The organism is Rhodoferax sp. TH121 (genome assembly GCF_002251855.1).
Classification (GTDB): Bacteria; Pseudomonadota; Gammaproteobacteria; order Burkholderiales; family Burkholderiaceae_C; genus Allorhodoferax.
This window is the reverse complement of sequence record NZ_NOXW01000019.1, coordinates 289,600-312,322: the sequence shown is the minus strand read 5'-3', so window position 1 is coordinate 312,322 and position 22,723 is coordinate 289,600. Positions and strand designations below refer to the sequence as shown.

General features: G+C 62.7%; 22 protein-coding genes. 17 read left to right on the top strand and 5 right to left on the bottom strand.

All coding sequences use genetic code 11. The features are described from left to right. Positions 1-65 precede the first annotated feature (65 nt). The gene (gene gudD, locus CHU94_RS05725) at positions 66-1,418 is read right to left on the bottom strand and encodes a glucarate dehydratase (protein ID WP_094477656.1); all 1,353 of its coding nucleotides are present in this window, start codon (positions 1,416-1,418) and stop codon (positions 66-68) included. A 73-nt stretch (positions 1,419-1,491) separates the two neighbouring features. Next, positions 1,492-2,271 (bottom strand): FadR/GntR family transcriptional regulator, encoded by a 780-nt coding sequence (locus CHU94_RS05720; RefSeq protein ID WP_094477654.1) that lies wholly within the window; start codon positions 2,269-2,271, stop codon positions 1,492-1,494. An 84-nt stretch (positions 2,272-2,355) separates the two neighbouring features. Here CHU94_RS05720 and CHU94_RS05715 point away from each other — a divergent pair, with 84 nt between their 5' ends. The 12 genes from CHU94_RS05715 (at position 2,356) to CHU94_RS05660 (ending at position 14,903) form a co-directional block, all read left to right on the top strand. Further along, on the top strand, positions 2,356-3,183 hold the full coding sequence (locus CHU94_RS05715; protein ID WP_094477652.1) for an NAD(P)-dependent oxidoreductase: 828 nt from the start codon (positions 2,356-2,358) through the stop codon (positions 3,181-3,183). 8 nt (positions 3,184-3,191) lie between these two features. Further along, on the top strand, positions 3,192-4,094 hold the full coding sequence (locus CHU94_RS05710; protein ID WP_094477650.1) for an SMP-30/gluconolactonase/LRE family protein: 903 nt from the start codon (positions 3,192-3,194) through the stop codon (positions 4,092-4,094). Positions 4,095-4,135: 41 nt separating this feature from the next. Then, complete coding sequence (locus CHU94_RS05705) at positions 4,136-5,119, top strand: TRAP transporter substrate-binding protein (protein WP_094477648.1); 984 nt, start codon at positions 4,136-4,138, stop codon at positions 5,117-5,119. 65 nt (positions 5,120-5,184) lie between these two features. Then, complete coding sequence (locus tag CHU94_RS05700; RefSeq protein WP_094477646.1) at positions 5,185-5,712, top strand: TRAP transporter small permease; 528 nt, start codon at positions 5,185-5,187, stop codon at positions 5,710-5,712. Next, positions 5,712-6,995, top strand: a complete 1,284-nt coding sequence (locus tag CHU94_RS05695) for a TRAP transporter large permease (protein WP_094477644.1) — start codon at positions 5,712-5,714, stop codon at positions 6,993-6,995. Before CHU94_RS05700 ends, CHU94_RS05695 begins: the two co-directional genes overlap by 1 nt. Before the next feature lie 6 nt (positions 6,996-7,001). Continuing rightward, positions 7,002-8,267, top strand: a complete 1,266-nt coding sequence (locus CHU94_RS05690) for a glucarate dehydratase family protein (RefSeq protein ID WP_094477642.1) — start codon at positions 7,002-7,004, stop codon at positions 8,265-8,267. A 5-nt stretch (positions 8,268-8,272) separates the two neighbouring features. Next, positions 8,273-9,883 carry a galactarate dehydratase gene (garD, locus tag CHU94_RS05685; RefSeq protein ID WP_094477640.1) on the top strand — a complete coding sequence of 537 codons (1,611 nt, stop codon included), beginning with the start codon at positions 8,273-8,275 and terminating at the stop codon, positions 9,881-9,883. A 41-nt stretch (positions 9,884-9,924) separates the two neighbouring features. Next, on the top strand, positions 9,925-10,707 hold the full coding sequence (gene garL, locus CHU94_RS05680; RefSeq protein WP_094477637.1) for a 2-dehydro-3-deoxyglucarate aldolase: 783 nt from the start codon (positions 9,925-9,927) through the stop codon (positions 10,705-10,707). A gap of 45 nt (positions 10,708-10,752) precedes the next feature. Continuing rightward, complete coding sequence (locus CHU94_RS05675; protein ID WP_094477635.1) at positions 10,753-11,640, top strand: 2-hydroxy-3-oxopropionate reductase; 888 nt, start codon at positions 10,753-10,755, stop codon at positions 11,638-11,640. A gap of 37 nt (positions 11,641-11,677) precedes the next feature. Continuing rightward, positions 11,678-12,622: a TRAP transporter substrate-binding protein gene (locus tag CHU94_RS05670; RefSeq protein WP_094477825.1), complete on the top strand. Its 945-nt coding sequence runs from the start codon at positions 11,678-11,680 to the stop codon at positions 12,620-12,622. A gap of 12 nt (positions 12,623-12,634) precedes the next feature. Further along, positions 12,635-14,233 (top strand): methyl-accepting chemotaxis protein, encoded by a 1,599-nt coding sequence (locus tag CHU94_RS05665; protein ID WP_094477633.1) that lies wholly within the window; start codon positions 12,635-12,637, stop codon positions 14,231-14,233. Between the two features lie 43 nt (positions 14,234-14,276). Further along, positions 14,277-14,903, top strand: coding sequence for a LysE family translocator (locus CHU94_RS05660; protein WP_094477631.1), 627 nt, complete (start codon positions 14,277-14,279; stop codon positions 14,901-14,903). 16 nt (positions 14,904-14,919) lie between these two features. On the opposite strand, the gene CHU94_RS05655 is transcribed toward CHU94_RS05660, so the two are convergent. Together CHU94_RS05655 and xdhC are read right to left on the bottom strand one after the other, a co-directional pair. Beyond that, positions 14,920-16,152 (bottom strand): urate hydroxylase PuuD, encoded by a 1,233-nt coding sequence (locus CHU94_RS05655; protein WP_094477629.1) that lies wholly within the window; start codon positions 16,150-16,152, stop codon positions 14,920-14,922. Between the two features lie 24 nt (positions 16,153-16,176). Further along, complete coding sequence (xdhC, locus tag CHU94_RS05650) at positions 16,177-16,998, bottom strand: xanthine dehydrogenase accessory protein XdhC (protein WP_094477627.1); 822 nt, start codon at positions 16,996-16,998, stop codon at positions 16,177-16,179. A gap of 89 nt (positions 16,999-17,087) precedes the next feature. On the opposite strand from xdhC, the gene CHU94_RS05645 reads away from it, so the two are divergent. Next, the gene (locus tag CHU94_RS05645; RefSeq protein ID WP_255033860.1) at positions 17,088-17,615 is read left to right on the top strand and encodes a hypothetical protein; all 528 of its coding nucleotides are present in this window, start codon (positions 17,088-17,090) and stop codon (positions 17,613-17,615) included. Here CHU94_RS05645 and uraH read toward each other — a convergent pair whose 3' ends face one another. Beyond that, positions 17,616-17,969, bottom strand: coding sequence for a hydroxyisourate hydrolase (uraH, locus tag CHU94_RS05640; RefSeq protein ID WP_094477625.1), 354 nt, complete (start codon positions 17,967-17,969; stop codon positions 17,616-17,618). It abuts the gene before it with no gap. A gap of 67 nt (positions 17,970-18,036) precedes the next feature. Between uraH and CHU94_RS05635 the strand changes: the two genes are divergently transcribed. Genes CHU94_RS05635 through CHU94_RS05620 form a run of 4 tightly spaced genes read left to right on the top strand, consistent with a single transcriptional unit; the run spans position 18,037 to position 22,687 of the window. Then, positions 18,037-18,678, top strand: a complete 642-nt coding sequence (locus CHU94_RS05635; protein WP_094477623.1) for a GntR family transcriptional regulator — start codon at positions 18,037-18,039, stop codon at positions 18,676-18,678. Then, entirely contained in the window at positions 18,675-19,625 is a 951-nt protein-coding gene (gene puuE, locus CHU94_RS05630; RefSeq protein ID WP_094477621.1) for an allantoinase PuuE, read from the top strand. The genes CHU94_RS05635 and puuE overlap by 4 nt, the downstream gene beginning before the upstream one ends. A 3-nt stretch (positions 19,626-19,628) precedes the next feature. Further along, positions 19,629-21,458: a 2-oxo-4-hydroxy-4-carboxy-5-ureidoimidazoline decarboxylase gene (gene uraD / locus CHU94_RS05625; protein ID WP_094477619.1), complete on the top strand. Its 1,830-nt coding sequence runs from the start codon at positions 19,629-19,631 to the stop codon at positions 21,456-21,458. Beyond that, positions 21,455-22,687, top strand: a complete 1,233-nt coding sequence (locus CHU94_RS05620) for an ArgE/DapE family deacylase (protein WP_094477617.1) — start codon at positions 21,455-21,457, stop codon at positions 22,685-22,687. The genes uraD and CHU94_RS05620 overlap by 4 nt, the downstream gene beginning before the upstream one ends. Positions 22,688-22,723 lie beyond the last annotated feature (36 nt).

The following is a 22,723-nucleotide window of genomic DNA, read 5'->3' as shown; positions in this document are numbered from 1 at the left end:
CTAGAGGCCTGGACTTGGGGTTTTGCCAATTTGGCTTGAATGTCAGGGCCGAGACCGGCTCGCCTTCAGCGCACCAGGCAGGGGCTCTTGGGGTTGAAGGTCCAGCCCGGAATCAGGTACTGCATGGCCATGGCGTCGTTGCGCGCGCCCAGGCCGTGCTGCAGGTACAGCTGGTGGGCCTTTTCCACTTCTGCCATGTCCAGCTCCACGCCCAGACCGGGCGTGGTGGGCACGGCAATCTGCCCGCCTGCGATCTGCAACGGGTCTTTGGTCAGGCGCTGGCCGTCTTGCCAGATCCAGTGCGTGTCAATCGCGGTCACCTTGCCGGGCGCCGCGGCGGCCACATGGGTGAACATGGCCAGCGACACATCGAAGTGGTTGTTGGAATGTGAGCCCCAGGTCAGGCCCCAGGTCTCGCAGACCTGCGCCACGCGCACCGACCCCTGCATGGTCCAGAAATGCGGGTCGGCCAGCGGAATGTCCACCGACTGCAGGGCCAGCGAATGTGCCAGCTCGCGCCAGTCGGTCGCAATCATGTTGGTGGCCGTGGGCAGGCCGGTGGCGCGGCGGAATTCGGCCACCACCTCACGGCCCGAGAACACGCCTTCGGCACCGCAGGGGTCTTCGGCATAGGCCATCACGCCATGCAGGTCGCGGGTCAGGCGAATGGCGTCTTTGAGCAGCCAGCCGCCATTCGGGTCCAGCGTGATGCGGGCCTGGGGGAAGCGTGCGTGCAGCGCACGGATGGCTTCGACCTCTTCCTCACCGCGCAGCACGCCGCCCTTGAGTTTGAAATCCTGAAATCCGTAGCGCGCGTAAGCCGCTTCGGCCAGGCGCACCACGCCGTCGGCATCCATGGCTTTTTCGTGGCGCAGGCGCTTCCAGTCGTCTTCGGCATCGTGCTCGCTGATGTAAGGCAAGTCGGTCTTGTTGCGGTCGCCCACATAGAAGAGGTAGCCCAGCACAGCCACGCTGTCGCGCTGCTGGCCATCGCCCAAGAGGGCCGCCACCGGCACGCCCAGAAACTTGCCCAGCAAATCGAGCAGCGCGCTTTCCACCGCGGTGACGGCGTGGATGGCAATGCGCAGGTCAAAGGTTTGCAGGCCACGGCCACCGCTGTCGCGCGCGGCAAACGCTTCGCGCATGCGGTTGAGGATCGCGTTGTAGTTGCCGATGGATTGGCCCACCACCAAGGCGGCCGCGTCCTCCAGCGTCTGGCGGATATTTTCGCCGCCGGGCACTTCGCCCACGCCGGTATTGCCGCTGCTGTCGGTCAGGATGACGATGTTGCGCGTGAAAAACGGCGCATGCGCGCCGCTCAGGTTCATCAGCATGCCGTCATGGCCCGCCACGGGGATGACACGCAGTGCGGTGACGGTGGGTGCGCCACGCACGGCGCCAGATTCAGACGGGGTCATGTCAGTCTCCTCTGTGGGGCGCTCAGACGAAGAAAAGGATGGGTGGCGCCCCTACATATCAGACATCATACAACTAAACCGCGTTAGGCTGGGACTTTCTGAGCCGGTCTTTGCTATTGGCCAAGTGTGTGCGCATGGCCGCGCGGGCGGCATCAGCATCCTGGTTGCGGATAGCGTTGAAGATGTATTCGTGCTCGCCGTGCACCCGGCGCAAATAGGCCAAGCGCCCTTCTGGCGCGCTGCTGGCGGTGTTGATGCGGGTGCGCGGAATGATCATGGTGCCCAGGTAGGTCATCAGATCGGCGAAGTGGCGGTTGCCCGTGGCCTTGGCCACTTCCATGTGGAAGCTGAAGTCGGACGGCACGGCGTCGGAGTCTTCCTGAATGGACGTTTGGAAGGCATCGAGCATGGCTTGCATGGCTTGCAGATTGGCTTCGGTACGGCGCTGGGCGGCCAGGCCGGCGGCCTCGGTCTCCAGCGAAATGCGCAGCTCCAGCAGGGCAATCACGTCGGCTACGGTGGCAAAGTCCACATCGGCAATCTGGAAGTTGCCGCTGCTTTGCGGCGCCAGCGCAAAGGTGCCTACGCCATGCCGCGTCTCCACCAGACGGTTGGCCTGCAGCCGCGAAATGGCTTCGCGCACCACGGTGCGGCTCACCTCAAAGCGGGCCATGATTTCGGATTCGGTGGGCAGCTTGGAACCGGGCTGGATGGCCCCTTCGCGGATGCTGGCCGCCAGACTTTCCACCACCTCTTGCACCAGACCGCGGGCGCGACGCGGGCGCGCAGCCTCCCCGATTTCGACAGGTAACGGTTGTGCGACAGAGGCTCTAGGGGTTTGCACTAGGTCCATGGAAAAGCCCTTGACTCGGTTGGAACAGGTGTTGACAATTTAACACATCAGACAACATACAACTGACAAGACAGCATACATTTCATGACGATCAAAGTACACCACACTTTGCTGATGACCGGTGCCGCCGGCGGTTTGGGCACGGCCATGCGGGACCGCCTCAAGGCCAATTGCGAGGTGCTGCGCCTCTCCGATCGCGCCGATTTTGGACCTGCCCGCGCTGGCGAAGAAGTGGTGCTGGCCGACCTGGCCGATGCTGCCGCCGTAGACGCCATGGTGCAAGGCTGCCAGGCCATCGTGCACTTTGGTGGCATCTCGGTGGAAGCGGCTTTCGAGCCCATCCTGCAGGCCAATATCCTGGGCGTTTACAACCTCTACGAAGCCGCGCGCAAGTTTGGCGTGAAGCGTGTGGTGTTTGCCAGCTCCAACCACGTGACCGGCTTCTACAAGCAGAGCGAAACCATCACGCTGAACCACCCTGCCCGGCCCGACAGCCTGTACGGCGTGAGCAAGGCCTTTGGCGAAGACCTCTCGCGCATGTATTACGACCGCTACGGCATTGAGACCGCCTGCGTGCGCATTGGCTCCAGCTTTGCCGAGCCCAAAGACCGCCGCATGCTGGCGAGCTGGCTGAGCTTTGATGATTTGCACCGCCTGGTGACTGCCTGCCTGACTACGCCCATCCTGGGCCATACGCCCATCTTCGGCATGTCCGACAACGCTGTCACTTGGTACGACAACAGCGCCGCCCGCCATGTGGGTTATGTGCCGCAAGACAGCTCAGACCCGTTCCGTGAAGCGGTCTATGCCCGCACACCGCAGCCCGACATCACCGATCCGGCCGCGATTTACCAGGGCGGTGGCTTCCTGTTCCAGGGCGAGCCCATGACCGCCCACAAGGCTGGCAAGTAAGGCACCCGATGCCCAGCTTATTCCCCATCAGCAGTGCCCGCGACCGCGTGGGCGAATCCCCCGTGTGGTCGGTCGCCACACAAGCCTTGTATTGGGTTGATATCGAAAGCCAGCGCATTCACCGCCTGGATTGGGCTAGCCGTGCACAGCACAGTTGGGCCCTGGCCGAGCGGGTGGGTTGTATTGCGCTGAGCAACCGTGGCACCGTGATTGCAGCCATGGAAAGCGGCATTTTTGAGGTGGAGTTGCAAGACCCGCCCATGGCCCGGGTGAAATGCCTGGCCACCATCAGCCACCCGCAGCCCGGCATGCGCTTCAACGACGGCCGCTGCGACGCGCAAGGCCGCTTCTGGATCAGCACCATGGTGCGCGACATGTCGCTGGCCAGTGCTGCCGGTGGCATTTACTGCCTCGACACCCAGGGCCTGCGCGGCCCGGTGCTCAGCGGTTACATCACGCCCAACGGCATGGCCTTCAGCCCCGATGGCACCACCGCCTACCTCTCAGACTCGCACCCCAGCGTACAAAAAATCTGGAAACACACGTTTGACGCCGCCACCGGCACCTGGGGCCCACAAACCGCGTGGGTGGACATGCAGCCCCTGCCCGGCCGCCCCGATGGCGCCGCCGTGGACGCTGAGGGCTGCTACTGGATCTGTGGCAACGACGCGGGCCAGGTGCACCGATTCAGCCCTGCCGGCGTGCTGCTGCAGTCGATTGCCGTACCTGTGAGCAAACCTGCCATGTGTGCCTTTGGCGGGCCCGAACTGCGCCACCTGTTTGTCACATCCATCCAGCCCGCCACACCCGCACCCGGCTTTGATGCCACGCTGGACGGCGCCGTGCTGGTGTTGGAGCCCGGCGTGCAAGGCCGACCAGAGCCCCTGTTTACCCAGTTTCCCGTTCGTTAGTTTTCGTTCTTTCCACCAACCATCCCATAGAGGAGACAAGCATGACATTCCGTAGAACTTTTGTGGCTTCAGCCATCGCTGCCGTAGCGCTGTGCAGCACCCTGGGCGCGCAGGCCCAGAACATCGTGCTCAAGGCCACGGATACCCACCCCGCCGGCTACCCCACTGTGGTGGCCGTGGAAAGCATGGGCAAGAAACTGGAAGCTGCCACCAATGGCCGCATCAAGATGCAAATGTTCCCCGGCGCCGTACTGGGCCAGGAAAAAGAAGCCGTAGAACAAGCCCAGATCGGCGCGATCCAGATCGTGCGTATCTCGCTGGGTGTGGTCGGCCCCGTGGTGCCCGATGTGGACGTGTTCAACATGCCCTTTGTGTTCCGCGACATCGCCCACATGCGCGCTGTGATTGACGGCCCCATCGGCGCCGAACTGCTGGACAAAGTGACCGCCAGCCCTGCACGCCTGGTGGGCCTGGGCTGGATGGACGGCGGCGCACGCAGCCTGTACACCAAGAAGCTGGTCAAGACTCCGGCTGACCTCAAGGGCGTCAAAGTGCGCATGATGGGCAACCCCCTCTTTGTGGACACCATGAATGCCATGGGCGGCAACGGTATCTCCATGGCCTACGGTGAAGTGTTCAGCGCACTGCAAACGGGTGTGATTGACGGTGCGGAAAACAACCCGCCCAGCATGTTCACCAGCAACCACTACACCACGGGCACCAAGTACTACGCCCAGACCAACCACCTGATCATTCCCGAGCTGCTGGTGATGTCCAAAGTGGCATGGGACAAGCTGTCCGCCGACGACAAGACTCTGGTGAAAAAGCTGGCCCGCGAAGCCCAGATGGAACAGCGCACACTGTGGGACAAGAGCGTGGCAGATTACTCTGCCAAGCTGAAGGCCGCAGGTGTGGAATTTGTGCCTGTGGACCAAAAGTTGTTCTTTGACGCCACAGCACCCGTGCGTGCCAAGTACGGCGCCAAATTTACCGACCTGATGCAACGCATCGCCGCCACCAAGTAAATCCAATCGCTTTGGATGGGGTGCCCGCTGAGCCGGGCACCCTTGGCCCTGCCTTCTGGAATCCCATGAAAAACACACTATTGCGTTGGAGCGATGCGCTCTACTCCGCCTGTATCTGGCTGTCCGGAGGTTCGATCTTCCTGATGTCCCTGATCATTCCTTGGGGCATCTTCGCCCGCTACGTCCTCGGCACGGGCTCTCAGTGGCCTGAGCCCATCTCCATTTTGCTGATGGTGGTGTTTACCTTTTTGGGTGCAGCCGCCGCATACCGGGCAGGCGCCCACATTGCCGTGGCCATGGTGACAGATCGCCTGCCACGTTCAGTTCGTCAAATAACTGCCTATGTAGTACACGCCTTGATGGTCGTGGTGGCCTTGTTCATGGCGTTTTACGGCTCCAAGCTGTGCATCGAGACCTGGGGCCAAAACATTGGCGAAATCCCATGGATGCCAGTGGGTGCCACCTACCTGCCCGTCCCCTTGGGCGGAATCATTACTTTCATTTTTATTGCCGAACACCTGGCGTTCGGCTCGCAGCACGCACGTGCCATCGTGACCTTTGACCACGCTGTGAATGAACCGGAGGCCATCTGATGGACGCGTTTGTACTGCTGGGATCGTTTCTGGTCCTCATGATTATTGGCATGCCCGTGGCGTATGCCCTGGGCCTGTCGGCCCTGATTGGTGCCTGGTGGATTGAGCTGCCCTACGACGCTGTGATGATTGCCATCGCAGGGGGTGTGAACAAGTTCTCTTTGCTGGCCATTCCCTTCTTCGTGCTGGCCGGCGCCATCATGGCCGAAGGCGGCATGTCACGCCGGCTGGTGGCGTTTGCCGAAGTGCTGGTGGGTTTTGTGCGCGGCGGTCTTTCGCTGGTCAACATCTTGGCCTCCACCTTCTTTGGTGCCATCTCGGGTTCGTCCATGGCCGACACGGCCTCCATCGGCTCGGTGCTGATTCCGGAGATGGAGAAAAAAGGCTACCCGCGTGACTTTGCCACTGCGGTGACGGTGAGCGGTTCGGTGCAAGCCATCCTGATCCCGCCCAGCCATAACGCGGTGATTTATTCGCTGGCAGCGGGTGGTTCGGTGTCGATTGCGGCCTTGTTCCTAGCAGGCGTGCTACCCGGCCTGTTACTGGGCCTGACGCTGGCCGTCATGTGCCTGTTCATTGCAAAAAAGCAGAACTTCCCCAAGGGCCGCAGCATCCCCATGAAGGAGGCGCTGCGCATCTGCGTGGACGCGCTGTGGGGCTTGATGACCATGGTGATCATTCTGGGCGGCATTTTGTCGGGCGTGTTCACGGCGACCGAATCTGCCGCCATCGCAGTGCTGTGGGCCTTCTTCGTCACGATGTTTATCTACCGTGACTACAAATGGACCGAGCTGCCCAAGCTGGTGCACCGCACGGTGAAGACGCTGGCGATTGTGATGATCCTGATCGGCTTTGCCGCCAGCTTCGGCTACATCATGACGCTGATGCAGATCCCCACCCTGATCACAGGTCTGTTCACCAGCATCTCGGACAACAAGTACACCGTCCTGCTGATGATCAACATCTTGCTGCTGGTGCTGGGCACGCTGATGGACATGGCGCCGCTGATCCTGATCATGACGCCCATCCTGCTACCCATCGTCAAGACCATGGGCGTGGATCCCGTGCACTTCGGCATGATCATGATGGTGAACCTGGGCATGGGCCTGATCACCCCACCCGTGGGTGGCGTGCTATTCGTTGGTGCAGCGGTCGCCAAGCTGCCGATTGAAAAAGTGGTGAAGGCCCTGTTCCCCTTCTTCGGTGCCTTGCTGCTGGTGCTCATGGCCGTGACCTATATCCCTGCGCTGTCCCTGTGGCTGCCTGGCATGTTGCTGAAGTAAACCGACATGAAGATCACTGCAGTTCGGGTCACTCCGATCGCCATCAAAGACCCCGCTTTGCTCAACGCGGCGGGGGTGCACGAACCCTTTGGCCTGCGATCCATCATCGAGGTGGTGGGGGCGAATGGCATGGTGGGATTGGGTGAAACCTATGGCGACGCGCCGGTGCTGGGCCTGCTGACCCGTGCGGCACCTCACCTGGTCGGCATGTCGGCCTTTGACCTCAATGGCATGCTGGCACGGCTCAAGGCCTTGGCGCCCCAAGTCTCCACCGGCCATGTGGAAATGGAGCTTGCACCCGGCTCACTGGCGAGCAACCTGGTGACCAGCGCGTTCTCGGCGTTTGAGGTGGCCTTTATGGACCTGCAGGCGCGTACCCTTGGCATCCCCTTGGTGGAGCTGCTGGGTGGCGCCGTGCGCGACAAAGTGTCGTATTCGGCCTACCTGTTTTACAAATGGGATGCCTCGGTAGACCCCGAGTACGCCCCTGATCCCTATGGCGAAGCCATCAATGCGGAACAAATTGTTCAGCAGGCGCGCCAGATGATTGGTCAGTATGGGTTCGAGAGCATCAAGCTCAAGGCCGGTGTGTTCGACCCCATGCAAGAGGCGGACGCGATTCTGGCACTCAAGGCGGCCTTCCCCAACCAGCCCCTGCGCATCGACCCCAATAGCAACTGGAGCATGGCCACCAGCCTCAAAGTGGCCGACAAGCTGCGCGGCAGCCTGGAGTATTACGAAGACCCCACGCCCACGCTGGAAGGCATGGCCGCGCTGCACAAGGCGACCGGCATGCCCCTGGCCAGCAATATGGTCATCACCAACTGGGCGGAGCTGAAACGCAGCATTGAACTCAATGCCGTGCAAATTTTGCTGAGCGACCACCATTTTTGGGGCGGTCTGCGTGCCACGCAGGCCTTGGCACAAACTTGCCAAACCTTTGGCCTGGGTCTGTCCATGCATTCCAACTCCCACCTGGGCATCAGCCTCATGGCGATGACGCATTTGGCCGCCTCGGTGCAACACCTGAGCTATGCCTGCGACACCCACTACCCCTGGCAGAGCGACGAGGTGTTGGTGGGCGGCAAGGTGCCGATTGTGGGCGGCTGTGTGCACCTGACCGACAAGCCCGGCCTAGGCGTGGAGCTGGACCAGGACAAGCTGGCCGAGCTGCACGAGGCGTTCAAGGTCTGCCGCATCCGCACCCGCAACGACGTGGCCCAGATGCAGCGCTACCGCCCCGAGTGGACACAGATCAAACCTAGGTTTTGAACGCCATGTCTGCCCCCAACCCACGCCCACCGCTTACCATCCGCATGCATGCGGCCGACAACGTGGCGATTGTTGCCAACGATGGCGGCCTGCCTGCCGGAACTGTGTTGCCCAGCGGTTTGACGCTGGTGGACCGAGTGCCGCAAGGCCACAAGGTGGCCTTGGTGCCGATTGCCAAAGACGCAGCCGTGCTGCGCTACAACGTGCCCATTGGCTACGCACTGCAAGACATTCCCGCGGGCGCCTGGGTGCACGAACGCATGTTGCACATGCCCGCAGCCCGCTCCTTGGCGGACCTGCCCCGTTCAACCGCAGGCGCCTGGAATGCCGAGCCACTGGAGGGTTACACCTTCGAGGGCTACCGCAACGCCGATGGCTCGGTAGGCACGCGCAACATCCTGGCCATCACCACCACGGTGCAGTGTGTGGCGGGTGTGGTGGACTTTGCGGTGCAGCGCATCAAGGAGCAGCTGCTGCCACGCTACCCGAATGTGGACGACGTGATTGGCCTGGAACACAGCTATGGCTGCGGTGTGGCCATCGACGCCCCCGACGCCATCATCCCCATCCGCACGCTGCGCAACATCTCCAAGAATCCCAACTTTGGCGGCGAAGTGATGGTGGTGAGCTTGGGCTGCGAGAAGTTGCAACCCGATCGCCTATTCCCCGCCGGGGGTATTGCTATCAAACCAGTAGCTGCTGGCGCAGTGGATACGGGGTCTACAGGCCAATTTGACGCAAAAAAAGAACCTGCGCTCGATGTGGTGTGCCTGCAGGCCGAGAAGCATGTGGGCTTCATGAGCATGATCGACTCGGTGCTGGAATCTGCCGTGCCCCACCTCGAACGCCTGAACGCCCGCCAGCGCGTAACTGTGCCTGCCAGCGAGCTGGTGGTGGGCGTGCAGTGCGGCGGCAGCGATGCCTTCTCTGGTGTGACGGCCAACCCCGCCGTGGGCTTTTGCACCGACCTGCTGGTGCGCGCCGGGGCCACGGTGATGTTCTCGGAGACCACCGAAGTACGCGACGCGGTGGACCAAATGACGGCCCGCGCCACCACCCCCGAGATTGCCGATGCCATGGCCCGCGAGATGGCCTGGTACGACGCCTACCTGGGCCGTGGCCAGGCCGACCGCAGCGCCAACACCACACCCGGCAACAAGGCCGGCGGTCTGTCGAATATTGTTGAAAAGGCCATGGGCTCCATCATCAAATCCGGCACCGCGCCCATCAGCGGCGTGCTGTCCCCGGGTGAGAAGCTACAGCACAAGGGCCTGCACTACGCTGCCACCCCCGCCAGCGACTTCATCTGCGGCACGCTACAGCTCGCCGCGGGCATGAACCTGCATGTGTTCACCACCGGCCGCGGTACGCCGTACGGCCTGGCCGAGTGCCCTGTGATCAAGGTGGCCACCCGCACCGACCTGGCCCGTCGCTGGCACGACCTGATGGACGTGAACGCCGGCCGTATTGCGGATGGCGAAGCCAGCATTGAAGACCTGGGCTGGGAGCTGTTCCGCCTGATGCTGGACGTGGCCAGCGGCCGAAAAAAAACCTGGGCTGAGCAATGGAAGCTGCACAACGCGCTGGTGCTGTTCAACCCCGCCCCAATCACCTGACCGCCCCTACAAGAACAACCCGATTTCCTGAAGGTATTGCCATGACCTACCCTACCCCTTACCGCCCTTTTCCCAACCAGTTCAAGAAGGACCTGCTGGCCGGCAAGCGCCTGATTGGCTGCTGGGCATCCCTGGCCAGCCCCATCACCGCCGAAGTGCTGGGTGTGGCGGGCTTTGACTGGATCTTGTTGGATGGCGAACACTCGCCCAACGATGTGGTGACCTTTGTGCCTCAGCTCATGGCGCTCAAGGACAGCGTGAGCGCCCCCTTTGTGCGCCCCACCTGCAACAACCCCATCGAGATCAAGCGCCTGCTGGATGCGGGGTTCTACAACTTCCTGGTGCCCTTTGTACAAAACGCCGAAGAGGCAGCCCAGGCCGTGTCCGCGACCCGCTACCCGCCCGAGGGCATGCGCGGCGTGTCGGTGGCGCAGCGCAGCAACCGCTATGGCTCGGTGCCCAACTACTTCCAGGAAGCCAACCAGCACATGTGTGTGGCCGTGCAAATTGAAAGCCGCGAAGCCGTGGCCGCCAGTGGCGAGATTGCCGCCGTGCCGGGAGTGGACTGCATTTTTGTTGGCCCGTCAGACTTGGCGGCCGGTTACGGCCACCTGGGCAATGCCGCGCACCCCGAGGTGCAGGCCGCCATTGCCCATGTGTTCGCCCAGGCCAAGGCCCAGGGCAAGCCCACCGGAATCCTAGCGCCGGTGGAGGCCGATGCCCGCCGCTACATGGACATGGGCGCCACCTTTGTGGCCGTAGGCAGCGACTTGGGCGTGTTCCGCAACGCCACCCAAGCCCTGCGTGACCGCTACCTGGCTTGAGGACAGCCCCCTCATTTTTCAATCACTCTCTGACACAAACACGCTATGACAACTCTTGGATTCATCGGACTGGGCATCATGGGAAAACCCATGGCCGGACACCTCATCGCTGCGGGCCACACCGTACACCTGCACACCAAAAGTGCCATCCCTGAAGAACTGCTGCGTGCCGGCGGAAAGGCCTGCGCCAGTGCCCGTGAAGTAGCCCAGAAAGCTGACATCGTGTTCCTGATGTTGCCGGACACACCAGATGTAGAAGCCGTGCTGTTTGGAGAGAACGGGGTGGCCGCCGGACTCACGCCGGGCAAGACAGTGGTAGACATGAGCTCCATCTCGCCGATGGAAACCAAGGTGTTTGCCCAGAAGGTCAACGCGCTGGGCTGCCAGTACATGGACGCCCCGGTATCTGGTGGCGAAGTGGGTGCCAAGGCCGCCAGCCTGACCATCATGGTGGGCGCCGAAGAAGCCACATTCAACACCGTGCTGCCCTTGCTGCAACACATGGGCAAGAACATCACCCTGGTGGGCGGCAACGGCGACGGCCAAACCACCAAAGTGGCCAACCAGATCATTGTGGCGCTGAACATTGCCGCCGTGGGCGAAGCCCTGCTGTTTGCCAGCAAGGCCGGCGCTGACCCTGCCAAGGTGCGCCAAGCCCTGATGGGCGGTTTTGCCGCGTCGCGCATTCTGGAAGTGCATGGCGAGCGCATGGTCAAACGCACCTTCAACCCTGGCTTCCGCATCAGCCTGCACCAGAAAGACCTGAACCTGGCCCTGAGCGGCGCCAAGGCCATGGGCTTGGCCCTGCCACAAACCGCCGGTGCTGCACAGCTCATGCAAGTGTGTGCCGCCAACGACATGGCCGGTTTGGACCACTCGGCCCTGGTGCGTGCCCTGGAAATCATGGGCGCCCACGAAGTCGCCAAGGCCTGATGCCATGGCAGCCCCCACCGTAAGCCGCTGGTTCGTCATGGGCCTGCTGGCCCTGGCCTGTGCCAGCGCAGGCGCGCAAACCAAGCTGCGCGCCTGGAACATCCACCCCGATGGCTACCCCGTCACCGAGGCGATGAAACGGTTTGCCAGCCTGGTGGCCCAAGGCACTGGTGGGCGCTACCAAATCGAGATCTTCTCCAACGCCACCCTGGGCGACCAGCCCAAGGCGGTGCAAATGCTCAAGGCCGGTGACATCGATGTGGCGGAGTTCAGCTCCGGCCCCTTGTCGGATGCGGTGCCGGGCCTCAAAGCGCTGAACCTGCCCTTCCTGTTCAGCGACTCCGCCCACATGTTCAAACACCTGGACGGGAAGCTGGGCGAACGCTTTGCGGCCAAGCTGCAGGCCGCGGGCTTTGTGGTGGTGGGTTGGTACGACGGAGGCGCGCGCTCCTTCTATTGCGCCAGCCGCAGCGTGGGCAGTTTCAAAGACCTGGCAGGCGCCCGCATCCGCGTGCAGCAGTCCGAGGTTTACCTGGAGATGGTCAAGCTGATGGATGCCACACCCGTGGCCCTGCCCTTCAAGGACGTACTCTCCGCGCTGGAAAAGGGCGAAGTGGACTGCGCCGAGAACAACATGCCCTCGTTTGAGTCCACGGGGCACTACAAGATTGCGAAATCGGTGTACGTGACCAACCATGTCATCTCGCCCGAAGCCCTGGTCGTCTCCACCAAGTTGTGGAGCAGCCTGAGCCCGGCCGACAAGGCGGCGTTCCAAAAAGCTGGGGCTGAATCCGCATTGGTCATGCGCGATCTGTGGAACAAGCGTGTGGCATCTGCCATCGAGACGGCCGGCAAACAGGGGGTGCAGTTCGTCCGTGTGAAGGACGTCGCGCCCATGGTCCGGCGTCTGTCGCCGCTGTATGGCAAGTACATGTCCGATCCGAGCACCCGCGAAGAACTGCTGACCATCATCGGCAATTGAGGTATATAGACGATGAACCGCTTCACCATCCACCAGCGCCTGCTCATGGGCTTTGGGCTTCTGTTGCTGCAATTGCTGCTGATCGCAGGCATGGCGGTCTACAGCATGGGCGATACGTCCAAGCGGCTGGGAACCATCAATGAGGACATCGCACCCCAGGTGGAGGCCGCCAACAAGATGGCCCAATCCGTGGGACAGGCTCTGTCGGCGGTGGGCAATATCGGCATCGTTACCGGGCCGGAAGACGTAGACCGCGAATTCAGCTCGCTCAAGGCTGCCTATAAAAACTACGAAAGCAATGCCAGCCAACTCATGAAAATGGCGAGCAGCGCGGACACAGTGGCCCTGTTGAAGCGTCTCGATACCAGCTACCAAGCCGCGTCCGCCTACTACCGGGAGGTGCTTGCCAAGATTGGCCCTACTGGTACAGCCGAAGTTGCTGCCGTCATCATCCGGCTGGAAGTGCGTTCCAACCAAGCCACCTGGGCCAAGGCGCAAGCCCAGTGGCAGCAAGATATGCGGGCACTGCAAGACAACCTCGCCCAATTGATCGAAACACAGCAACTTGCAGCGCGCAGCCAAAACCAGAGCGGCCTGGTGGCACTGGCCATTGCCGTGGTGGTGGCAGTTCTGTTCGGGATCGGCGCCACTTGGCTCATTACCAGGTCCATCCGTCATCCACTGCAGCTGGCCCTGGAACGCTCTGAGCATCTGGCGGAAGGTGATTTGCGCGTGGCCATCCACAGCACGGCACACGATGAAATCGCGCAGGTGCTGGGCAGCATGGAATCCATGCGCCAGCGTTGGCGCGCCACGGTCACCGACTTGCGTGACGCATCACGCAATATCCACATCGCATCCACCGAGATATCGAGCGGCAACAACGATTTGGCATCGCGGACAGAGCGGATGTCTTCAGAGCTACACCGTGCGGCCCATGAAATCGATGAACTGATTGCCACCTTGCGCGAAGGCATGCGCACGGCGCAAGAAGCCCGTCAGGAGGCCGCTGCGGCGGCCGATGTCGCGGCGCGGGGTGCAGATGTCGTGTCTGGTGTGGTGCGCACCATGCAAGACATTGAGCAAAGCTCCAAAAAGATCGAGGCCATCATTTCCGTGATTGATGGCATCGCTTTCCAGACCAACATCCTGGCCCTGAACGCTGCCGTGGAAGCCGCCCGTGCGGGAGAACAGGGCCGCGGATTTGCCGTGGTGGCCACCGAAGTGCGCACCTTGGCCAGTCGCTCAGCCGAGGCGGCCAAGGAAATCAAGCACCTGATTGGCTCCAGCGTGGAAAAGGTGGACTCTGGCACGGCCTTGGTGCAGAACGCCGGCCAGACCATGGCAGAACTGCAGCGCGCGGTGACCAATGTGTCCCAGTTGATCCAGACCGTCGCAGACAACTCGATCCAGCAGGAATCGCGAGCAGGTTTGGTGAGTGAAGCTGTGGGCGACCTGGACGATGTGACGCAAAAAAACGCGGCCTTGGTAGAGGAGGTGGCAGCCACCTCCGAAAGCCTTCAACAGCAGACACAGCGGCTCAACGGCCTTGTGGACTTCTTCAAAGTCGAGGGTGGCGGAAACAGCCCACTGGCGCTGACCCTTCGCTGAGCCCACGGTAGGATGGGGGACTGATCGCCATTCCTCCACTTCCATGCTGACACTGCAGATCACCCTCACCTTCTTCGCTACTTCCGTGCTCCTGGCCCTCTCGCCAGGGCCAGACAATGTATTCGTACTGCTGCATTCGGCGGTGCACGGTCGGCGTGCTGGCTTGCTGGTGGTGCTCGGGTTGTGCACGGGCCTGTTGTTTCACACCGCCGCCGTGGCGCTGGGCTTGGCCGCTTTGTTTGCGGCATCGGCAGCCGCCTTCACGGTGCTCAAACTGTTGGGCGCGGCCTATCTGGTCTGGCTGGCGTGGGGCGCGTGGAATGCGCCGGTCGGTATCCACGATGAGGCCCGCAGCGCCCCCATGAGTGCGGCGCAAACCTATGGCCGCGGCGTTCTCATGAACATCACCAACCCCAAGGTCGCCATCTTCTTCTTGGCCTTCTTGCCACAGTTCGCCGACCCCGCCCGAGGCCCGGTGGCACTGCAGATCATCGCCCTGGGCGCCGTCTTCATCGCCGCCGCCCTGCTGACTTTCAGCACCATCGCCTGGTTCGCGGCAGGCTTCGGCCAAGTCTTCAAGCGCTCGCTACGCGCCCAGCGCGTACTCAACCGCATCGCCAGTGTGGTATTTGTGGGCCTGGCACTGCGCCTAGCCACGGCGCAGCGCTGATCCGGAGGACTGAGGATTACTCAGTCTTCGCCCCCGCCTCAAACCACTGTTTCACCATCGCCCGCTCGGCGTCGGTCATGCCGGTGGAGTTGCTCATGGGCATGATTTTGGTGACGACGACTTGCTGGTAGACGGCCTGCGCATGGCTGGCCAAGGCTTGGGGGGAGTCCAGGCGCACGTTTTTCATCTGCACGGCTTCGCCGTGGCACATATAGCAGCGCTGGGCCAGCATGGGTTGCAATTCTTTATAGCCAATTGGGGCTGTAGTTCCCGTGGCTACTGCGCCAGCAGCTCCTGAATCAATAGCGCTTTGGGCTGGCGGTGCTGGCTTGAGCCAGACCAGCAGACCGATGATGGCCACCACGCCCACAGCCGCATAGGGCCAAGGGTGGCTATTGCGGCCCAGCTTGTAGCCGTGGCGCAGCACAAAGAACTGGCGGATGGCGGCGCCCGCAAACATCATGGCAATGAGCACCAGCCAGTTTTGCGGATGGCTGTAGGTGAAGCTGTAGTGGTTGCTGAGCATGGCGAACAACACGGGCAGCGTGAAGTAGGTGTTGTGCACACTGCGCTGCTTTCCGCGCTTGCCATGGATGGGGTCGACCGGGCGACCTGCTGCAATGTCGGCCACCATGGTGCGCTGGCCGGGAATGATCCAGAAGAACACGTTGGCACTCATGGCGGTGGCCATCATGGCGCCCACCAGCAAAAAGGCCGCACGCCCGGCAAACCAATGGCAGGCCAGGTACGAGGCCACACACACCAGCACCGCCACCAGCACGCCCACGATGGCATCGCCGTTTTTACGCTGGCCAAAGATGCGGCAAATCGCGTCATAGGCCAACCAGAACACCACCAGGAACGACAGCGCCACCGCAATGGCGGCGTGCGGGTGCCAAGCCATGACCGACTTGTCGATGAGGTAAGTGCCCGCACTCCACAAATAGGAAATGGTGAACAGCGAGAAACCGGTGAGCCAGGTGCTGTAGCTCTCCCAATAAAACCAGTGCAAATTGCCCGGCAACTTGGGCGGCGCCCCGGCAAACTTGACCGGGTGGTAGAAGCCGCCGCCGTGCACGGCCCACAGCTCGCCGCTCACGCCTTGCTTCTTCAGGTCGTCGTCCTCGGGCGGGGTGAGGCTGCTGTCCAGAAACACGAAGTAGAACGACGAGCCTATCCAGGCGATAGCGGTGATGACGTGCACCCAGCGCAGCAGCAGGTTGGCCCAGTCGAGTAAATAGCTTTCCATGCGGTGGTTCTCCTAGGATTCAGGTCAGGCCGCAGCCTTGGGTTCAGTTGGCACTTGCAAGAGTTGGGCCGCCACGGCCACGGCAATCACCTCGGGACGCTTGTCGTGGATGCCGGGCACGCCAATGGGGCAAGTGATATGCGCCAGCTCGGCCGCGCTGAAACCGCGCGCCTCCAGCCGGTGGCGGAAGGTGGCCCACTTGGTTTGGCTGCCAATCAGGCCGATGTAGGGCAGATCGCCCTGCGCACGCTGGCGGGCCAGACAGGCGGCCACAATGTCCAAATCTTCGGCGTGGCTGAAGCTCATGATCAGCACGCGCGACTGTGGTGCGAGGCTAGCAACGGCCGCCTGCACCGGGTCAGAATGTTCGCAGTGCACGTTGTCCGGCACTGCAGCCGGAAAAATGCCGTCGCGGCTGTCGATCCACTCCACCGCAAAAGGCAAGGTTCCCAGCACATCCACCAGCGCCTGGCCCACATGGCCGCCACCAAACAGGGCAACAGGTAAACGTGGGGGCTGTAGGCGCTGCAACACCTCCGCACTGTCTTGCGCCGTGATGCGCTCAAACTGCAAGTGCACCTCGCCGCCGCAACACTGACCCAAGCTGGGGCCCAGGGCATAGCGCTGGCTAAATGGCGTGGCGCCCAATTGCAACAAATGATTGCGGGCCGCAGCGATGGCATCCAGCTCCAGCCGCCCACCACCTACGGTACCCAGCACCGTGTCGGCAAACACCGCCATCCAGGCCCCGGCTTCGCGCGGCACGGAGCCGCGGCTGCTGTGCACCTGCACCAGCACCGCGTCGGCCTGGGCCAGTTGCACCGCCAGGAGGGGAAGCCATTTCACAATCGGATACCTTTTGCAGCCAGGCGCTGCGGGCTCAGGCCATAATTTGCGCAACAGTACATCGGCAACGCACCGAACGGAGACCACCCATGCAGCAATTCTTGACCGTGCGCGGCTGCGCACCCACCCGTTGGAATGTGCCTTTTCTGGCAGGGCTGCTGGCCGTGCTGGCCGGCTGCTCCAGCCCGCCACCCAAGCCGCCCCCCGCCGCCACCGCACCGGTGGCACCGCCACCCGTAACCGTGGCGCCCCCCCCACTGCCCCAGCCCACCCATACCTCGCAAGCACCCACGCCGCGGGATTACCGCCGCGACGCTGCCAAGCACCTCTATGACCGCAACACCCAGCGCATTTTTGCCGGCAAGTTGCCGCCCCTGCTCTACGCCGTGGGGGTGCTGCAGGTCGACATCGACCGCATGGGCTTTGTGACCGACATCCGCTGGATGCGCGCGCCCAGCCATGCCCCCGAAGTGATGGCCGACATCGAGCGCTCGGTGCGCGCAGCAGCGCCTTTCCCCGCACCCGTGCGCATGGGCAAGGTGACCTACACGGACACCTGGCTGTGGCACAAAAGCGGGCGGTTTCAATTGGATACTCTCACCGAAGGACAGCTCTGATTACGAGCCCCGGTAGGTGGAGTAGCTCCATGGGCTCACCAGCAGGGGCACATGGTAGTGCTGGTCCACATGGGCCACGCCAAAGTCCAGGCTCACCTGGTTCAAAAAGTTGGGTTCGGGCAGGGTCACGTTGCGGGCCTTGAAGTAGCCGGCCACATCAAATACCAGCCGGTAGGTGCCCACGCGCAGGCTGGCGTTGTCGTACAGCGGGCCGTCCGGGTTGCGGCCATCGGCGTTGAGCACAAAGCGTTTCACCAGCGTGGCAGTGTCGCCCTGCGTGGTGTACAGCGCCACCGCCATGCCCGCTGCGGGCGTGCCGTGCATGGTGTCCAGTACGTGTGTGCTCAAGCCCATGGCGCTGCCCTTTCGCTGAAAAATCCAAAGTGTATACACTTTTGAGCATTGTCGGTATCATGGCCGCATGGAGCCCACCACCACCAGTTTCATCGTCGAAGCCATCACGCGCTCCATCGTGGAACACCAGCTGGCCCCCGGCGCCAAGCTGGGCGAGCAAAAGCTGGCGGACCAGTTCGGTGTTTCCCGCACGCTGATCCGCCAGGCCCTGTTCCAGCTCTCGCAAAACCGGCTCATCCGCATGGAGCCCGCACGCGGCGCCTTTGTGTCGGCCCCCTCGGTGGCCGAGGCGCGCCAGGTGTTCGCCGTGCGCCGCATGCTCGAAGCGGGCATGGTCCGTGCATTCATAACTGGGGTCACTCCCCACCACATTGAGGCACTGCGTGCGCACATTGTTCAAGAGCAAGAGGCCGTGCGCGACGGCAATGTCACCAGCCGCACTGAGCTGCTGGGTGACTTTCATGTGCGCATGGCCCAGCTCATGGGCAACGAGGTGCTGGCCCTGATGCTGATGGACCTGCTCTCGCGCTGCGCTCTGATCACGCTGATGTACCAGTCCAGCGCTGCAGCCGCCCATTCGCACGAAGAACACACCGCCATCGTGGACGCGCTCCAGGCACGTGACGAAGGCCTGGCCCTGCGCCTGATGGATGAACACTTGCACCACGTCGAAGCGACCCTGACGCTTACCCCTGCAGACACCCCATGACCACCTACGACAGCACCCTCCCCTATCCCCGCGACCTGATTGGCTACGGAGAACATGTGCCCCACGCACAGTGGCCCGGCCAAGCCCGCATTGCGGTCCAGTTCGTCCTCAACTACGAAGAAGGCGGCGAGAACAGCGTGCTCCATGGCGACGCGGGCTCTGAACAATTCCTCTCCGAAATGTTCAACCCCGCCAGCTACCCGGACCGACACATTAGCATGGAGGGCATTTATGAATACGGCTCGCGCGCCGGTGTGTGGCGCATCCTGCGCGAGTTCGAAAAACGTGGCCTGCCGCTGACTGTGTTTGGCGTGGGCATGGCACTGGAGCGCTACCCCGAGCTGACCCGCCGACTTGTGGAGTTGGGCCACGAGATAGCCTGCCACGGCCACCGCTGGATCCACTACCAGAACATGGACGAAGCGCAGGAGCGCGAGCACATGCAGCTGGGCATGGCCGCGATTGAGAAGCTCACCGGACAGCGCGCCCTGGGTTGGTACACCGGCCGCGACAGCCCGCGCACGCGCCGCTTGGTGGCCGACTACGGCGGCTTTGAGTACGACAGCGACTACTACGGCGATGACCTGCCCTTCTGGATGAAGGTGCAGAAAACCGACGGCAGCGTGGTGCCCCAACTCATCGTGCCCTACACCCTGGATTGCAACGACATGCGCTTTGCCCTGCCCCAGGGCTACTCGCATGCCGACCCGTTCTTCCAATACATGAAGGATACCTTCGACGCGCTCTACGCCGAAGGCGACCCGGATGGCCAGAACGCGCCCAAGATGATGAGCATCGGCATGCACTGCCGCCTGCTGGGCCGCCCTGGCCGCATCACGGCGCTGCAGCGCTTTCTGGACCACATCGGCCAACACGACAAGGTGTGGGTGGCACGACGCATCGACATTGCGCGGCACTGGAAAGCCACGCATCCTTACCAAGGCTGAGCCATGAGTACTCCATCCTCTCCGCTCACGCTGGAACTACTCAACACCCTGCCGCTGGCGGAGGCTGCACAGCGGCTGGACGGCTTGTACGAACACTCGCCCTGGATTGTGGAAACGGCCTTGCAGCAACGACCTTTTGTGTCGCTGGCGGCCTTCAAACACCGCATGGTGCAAGTGGTGGCTGCAGCGGGGCGCGAACCGCAGCTCGCGCTTTTGCGGGCCCACCCCGAGCTGGCGGGCAAAGCCATGGTCGACAACAGCCTCACCGCCGAGAGCAACCATGAGCAAAGCAAAGCCGGCCTCACCCACTGCACGCCTGCCGAGTTCGACAAGATTCAACGCCTGAATGCGGAGTACAACACGCGCTTCGGCTTTCCTTTCATCCTGGCGGTGCGTGGCCCGCGCGGCACAGGCCTGCCCAAAGCGGAGATCATTGCCACGCTGGAGCGCCGTGTGCAAGGGCACCCGGACTTTGAGTTGGCCGAGTGCCTGCGCAACGTGCACCGCATTGCCGAGATTCGCCTCAACGACAAGTGTGGCTACACGCCCACGCAGGGTCACCAGGTGTGGGACTGGCAAGAGGCACTGGCCCAGCACACCGACGCCGCCTACGCAGGCACGGGCCAACTCACCGTCACTTACCTGACCGAAGCGCACCTAGCCTGCGCCCGGCAGATTCAGGCCGACATGCTGGCCGCGGGCTGCGACAGCGCCACCATCGACGCGGTGGGCAATGTGGTTGGTCGCTATGAAAGTGATAGCTATTCGCGCAATAACCACGGCCTGAAAGCCGAAAAAACCTCTAAAACCCTACTCACCGGCAGCCACTACGACACCGTGCGCAACGGCGGCAAGTACGACGGCCGCCTGGGACTGTACGTGCCGCTAGCCTGCGTGCAGGCGCTCAAGGCGCAAGGCAAGCGCCTGCCTTTCGCACTGGAGATCGTGGGCTTTGCCGAAGAGGAAGGCCAGCGCTACAAAGCCACCTTTTTGGGCTCGGGCGCACTCACCGGCGACTTTGACCCCACGTGGCTGGACCAAGTGGACGCAGACGGCATTGCCATGCGAGACGCTATGGCCAAGGCCGGGCTGGATGTGAACGCCATCCCCGCCATCCGCCGCGACCCCGCCGACTACCAAGGCTTTGTGGAAGTCCACATCGAGCAAGGCCCGGTACTCAATGCGCTGGACATTCCACTGGGCGTAGTCACCTCCATCAACGCCAGCGTGCGTTATGTGGGCGAAATCACCGGCATGGCCAGCCACGCCGGCACCACGCCCATGGGCCAGCGCCGTGACGCCGCCGCCGCCGTGGCTGAGCTGATCTTGCTGGTGGAGCACTGCGCCACGCAAGATGGTGACTCGGTAGGCACTGTGGGCATGTTGAACGTGCCCAGCGGCTCCATCAATGTCATTCCCGGGCGCTGCCAGTTTTCGCTGGATTTGCGCGCACCTTCCGACGCACAGCGCGATGCGCTGGAAGCCAAAGTGCTCACCGGCCTGCGCATGATTTGCGAGCGCCGCGGCCTGCACCACAGCCTGACCCGCACCATGCAAGCCAGCGCCGCACCGAGCGCGCCCGCATGGCAACAGCGCTGGGAAGCAGCAGTCACCGCGCTGGGCGTGCCCATGCACCGCATGCCCAGCGGCGCCGGGCACGACGCCATGAAGCTCCACGAAATCATGCCCCAGGCCATGCTGTTTGTGCGCGGGCTGAACTCCGGCATCAGCCACAACCCGTTGGAATCCACCACCAGCGACGACATGCAACTCGCCGTAGATGCATTCAGCCACCTGCTGCATCAACTGGCCCAAGAACCTACACACCCATGACCACCCCCTACGAACAACTCGACGCCTGGATTGACGCGCACTTTGACGAGCAAGTGCGCTTTCTGCAAGAACTGGTGCGCGTGCCCACCGACACCCCGCCCGGCAACAACGCGCCCCACGCAGACCGCACCGCCGAGCTGCTGGCCGCCATGGGCCTGCAGGCGGACAAACACAGCGTGCCCGCCAGCGAGGTGCAGGCCGCCGGCATGCAGAGCATCACCAACCTGGTGGTGCGCCGCGCCTACGCTGCAGGCGGGCTCACCATCGGCTTGAACGCCCACGGTGACGTGGTGCCCCCCGGCGAAGGCTGGACGCATGACCCCTACGGCGGCGAGATTGCCGACGGCAATATGTACGGCCGCGCCACTGCGGTCAGCAAAAGCGATTTCTCCAGCTACACCTTCGCCGTGCGCGCGCTCGAATCGCTGGGCCTGCCGCTCAAGGGTGGTGTGGAGTTGCTGTTCACCTACGACGAAGAATTTGGCGGCGAACTCGGCCCCGGCTGGTTGCTGGAAAAGGGCATCACCAAGCCCGACCTGCTGTTGGCGGCCGGTTTTTCGTACCAAGTGATTACCGCGCACAACGGCTGCCTGCAAATGGAAGTGACCGTGCACGGCAAGATGGCCCACGCGGCCATTCCCGAGAGTGGTGTGGACGCCCTGCAAGGCGCGGTGCACATTCTCAACGCGCTGTACGCCCAGAACACGCTGTACAAACAAGTGACTTCAGATGTAGACGGCATCAACCACCCCTACCTGAACGTGGGCCGCATCGAAGGCGGCACCAACACCAATGTGGTCCCCGGCAAAGTGGTCTTCAAGCTGGACCGCCGCATGATCCCCGAGGAAAACCCCACCGAGGTGGAAGCCTCTATCCGCAAAGTGATTGCGGATGCCGCGGCCCAAGTGCCCGGAATTACGGTAGACATCAAGCGCTTGCTACTGGCCAACGCCATGCGCCCCCTGGCAGGTAACAAACCACTGGTGGATGCGCTGCAAAAACATGGCGAAGCCTTGTTTGGCGAACCCATCCCCGCCATGGGCACGCCGCTCTACACCGATGTGCGCCTGTTCGCCGAGCGCGGCATTCCCGGCGTCATCTACGGCGCCGGCCCCCGCACTGTGCTGGAGTCGCACGCCAAGCGGGCCGATGAACGCGTGAGCCTGGACGATTTGCGCAAGGCGACCAAGGTGGTGGCGCGCAGCCTGCTGGATTTGCTGCGGCCCTGACAACGACCACGCGCCCCATTTTTGGGCATTCTTCTT